The following is a 3,330-nucleotide window of genomic DNA, read 5'->3' as shown; positions in this document are numbered from 1 at the left end:
CTATGCATATTTATGTCTAAATTACTGATTTTACCTCAAAATTATAAAATATGCAATTTATTTTGCATGACCGCTTACAACTCTCCCAAGGCGTACATCTGATCATGCTCGGCAGTTTTATCGCCCTGCGCTCTATAAATTTGGATGAGTTCTTCATAGCTGCGGATGGCTACCTGATAGGCTGGGAGTTCCGGGGCTATCTTAATGAGCCATTTAAGGGTTTCTAGTCTGCTTTCAACATGATTCAGAGTTTGACAGAGATTGAGTCGTTCCTGAAAATAAACTAAGGCCCGGTTCAAGTCTCCCAGTTGCCAATAATCTAAACCAATCCAAGCTAAGGCTAAACTTTTAGTCTCCAGATTGTTCACCTGCTTGGCAAGTCGGAGCATTGCCTTATGGGAATCTATGGCTTCAGAATATTCACCTTTGCTATACCGGGCTTGACCCAAATTCTGGAGAACAACTAAACTCGATGAGATGTCATTAAAATCGAGCATTACCTGAATTTGATGTTGGCAGATCGCAATGGCCTCATCAAATTTCTGTTGAGTGATACACTGGCTAACAAAGCTATTAATTTCTGCCCAGACGGGGGCAGAATCCTCTGGATTGATGCCGGTTGCTAGAGTTGAATCGGCCTCGGTGGGTTCTTCATGGGTTCGAGCAAGTTCTAACCTCTGTTTGCACAGCGTCATCGCCTGTTGGTAGTCCTCAAGGAACAAGTAGGTGACTGCTAGTTCTCCCAAAGCGAAGGCTTCCACACGGCGATCGCCAAGTTCTCGGGTGAGGGCTAAATACTGCTCCAAAAATTCAATCGCTTGTGGGTATTGTTCGAGTTGACGGTAACTCAGTCCTAAAATGGCGCAAGCTTGTGCTTCCCCAGGGCGATCGCCAATTTCTCGGCTGACGGCTACACATTGCTCCAAACATTCAATCGCTTTTTGGTATTGTCCCAAATAATGACGATAAGTCAGTCCTAAAATGCCGCAAGCTGCTGCTTCCCCAGGGCGATCGCCAAGTTCTCGGACAATTGCGAGGGACTGCTCGTAGAAGGCGATCGCTTCGGTGTATCGTCCTAGGTCAGAGTAGACTGTTCCCAGAATTCGCAACAGACAACCTTCTGCTTGGCGATCGCTGATTTCCCGGGCAATTTCTAATGACTGCTCGTAAAAGGCGATCGCTTCGGAGTATTGTCTGAGATTCTGGTAGGCAATTCCCAAGTTTCCCAACACCCGAGCTTCCAAAGGGCGATCGGCCACTTCCCGACAGAGTGCGAGAGACTGGTGGCAAGATTGCAGGGATTCCTGGGATTGACCCTGCTCCTCCTGGGCAATACCTTGATTCAACAGGCGATCGGCTTCCGCTTGTTTTTGGAGAGTAGGAACAGAATAGTGACTCCCTGCTATCTTCCTCGCCAACTCCTGCAACTTTTCCGCATCCCCTTCCTGGGACATCCTTGCTGCTTCGGCAAGCATCACCTCCACCAATCCCTCATCCACGAGTTCCGGGTGGGCGCTCAATATCCCGAGTTCCTCGCCACTAGGACAACTCAGGAGGGATTGAATCAGTTCTAAATAGGCGATTTTCCGTTGTTCGTTCATCTTGCCTACCCTTGATTAATCGATGGATTCCCGGAACGGGATTGGTGGGGGTGTGAGGTCGAGTTTCTGCTCTTCCGAGGGAGTTGGCCTGGATTCCTGGCAGGTCTGGGACTGATATTTCCCGGCTTCACAGCATTTTCCGTTATTGTAGGGCAGTTTGTCCCCCATTTCATCCCCAAGGACAAGACCCCACCCTGTCCCTACAGATGGAGTGAATCTTTAATCGGGAGTCAGCATGGATTCCAGAACTTGCTCAAATTCCGCTAGGGACCCGATAGACCTTCCCTGTTTGAACAGTTGCTTTAAAGTCTCATAATCAGAGATTTGATTAATCCGTTCAGTCACTGCCGGTGGCACTGGGTTAAAGCGATCGTTCAAAACTTCCAAAACAATCTCCCGAACAAGTTGGAGACCTTGTTGGCGACCGGCTTCCATTGCGCGACGTTCGATATTGCTAAGAATCGGCATATTTCCCTCCCCGTGAGTGTTCTGTTTATAGCGGTTTCCACTGTTATGAGGTAGAGTCTTTTATCGCTATAGTTTCGTAATCAAAAGAAAGGGCAAGGCTCTGCCCTATCTTTTCCCCTAGATTAAGGATTTAATTGTTAGTCATTATCGAGGCAAGAACTTCCTCAAATTCCGCCAGGGACCCGCTAGACTTTCCCCGTTTCAACAGTTGCTTTAAAGTCTCCGAATCAGAGATTTGATTAATCCGGTCAATCACCTCGGGTGGCAGAGGGTTAAACCGCTCGTTCAAGTCTTCCAAAATCATCTCCCGACGAGCAATTTGGAGACCTTGTTGGCGACCTTCTTCCATTGCGCGACGTTCGATATGGCTCAGAATCGGCATAGTTTCCTTCCCGTGAGTGTTATGTCTAGTTTCGTAATCGAAAGAAAGGACAAGGCCCTGCCCTATCCTTTCCCCTACAGTAAGGATTTAATTGTTAGTCATTATCGAGGCAAGAACTTCCTCAAATTCCGCTAGAGACCCGATAGACATTCCCCGTTCGAGCAGTTGCTGTAAAGTCTCATAATCAGAGATTTGATTAATCCGGTCAATAACCTCGGCTGGCACTGAGTTAAACCGCGTGTTCAAGACCGCCAAAACCATATTACGACAGTTTTGGAGACCTTCTTCTAAAGATTCTTGGCGGCCTTCTTGGCGACCTTCCTGGCGACCTTCTTCTCGACCAGTTTCCAGGGCTTGACGTTCGATATTGCTCAGAATCGGCATTTTTTGTTCCTCCTGATAGTTTTTGAGTTTGGTGTCAAAACTTTGTTGCAGGCTTTCGGGTAGGGTCATCATCCAGTCTAGTAATCGAAATAGCTTGATGATGTCATTCTCAGTATAGCCTCGTTCATAGAGGTTCTGTACTAACTCCCATTTATACTGTTCCCGTTCTTGGGCATTTCCGGTGGTGGCTTGGGTTTTTAAATGGGCCATGACTAAAAAGGCTAAGGGATTGAGACTGGTTTTAAGGGTCTCCCATTGACTTTCGTAGTCTAGGAGTTTGGCGATGGGAAATTCAAAGCGGATGGAACTGCCTCCGAGTTCATAACTGTAGGAGTTGGGCCGCCATGAGGGGCGATCGTCTCCTAGGATGGCTAGGCTAATCACTTTTTTGTGGATGTCAAAGGACCGATAATGGTAGACTTACGGTTCGCTCATTTTTGACCCTACTCCCTGAGATAGGAAACCATAAGTGAAGGCTCACCACAAGTGGCAGGG

At 47.5% G+C, this 3,330-nt stretch carries 4 protein-coding genes; all 4 read right to left on the bottom strand.

All coding sequences use genetic code 11. The features are described 5' to 3' along the window. Positions 1-74 precede the first annotated feature (74 nt). Entirely contained in the window at positions 75-1,601 is a 1,527-nt protein-coding gene (locus tag NG795_RS28275) for a tetratricopeptide repeat protein (RefSeq protein ID WP_367291933.1), read from the bottom strand. 219 nt (positions 1,602-1,820) lie between these two features. After that, positions 1,821-2,069: a hypothetical protein gene (locus NG795_RS28270; protein ID WP_367291932.1), complete on the bottom strand. Its 249-nt coding sequence runs from the start codon at positions 2,067-2,069 to the stop codon at positions 1,821-1,823. 130 nt (positions 2,070-2,199) lie between these two features. Further along, a complete protein-coding gene (locus NG795_RS28265; protein WP_367291931.1) occupies positions 2,200-2,451 on the bottom strand; it encodes a hypothetical protein in 252 nt (83 codons plus the stop codon). Positions 2,452-2,538: 87 nt separating this feature from the next. Further along, positions 2,539-3,219 (bottom strand): RpnC/YadD family protein, encoded by a 681-nt coding sequence (locus tag NG795_RS28260; RefSeq protein ID WP_367291930.1) that lies wholly within the window; start codon positions 3,217-3,219, stop codon positions 2,539-2,541. Positions 3,220-3,330 lie beyond the last annotated feature (111 nt).

This window comes from Laspinema palackyanum D2c, from assembly GCF_025370875.1.
GTDB lineage: Bacteria > Cyanobacteriota > Cyanobacteriia > Cyanobacteriales > Laspinemataceae > Laspinema > Laspinema palackyanum.
This window is presented reverse-complemented; position numbering and strand designations above follow the sequence as displayed.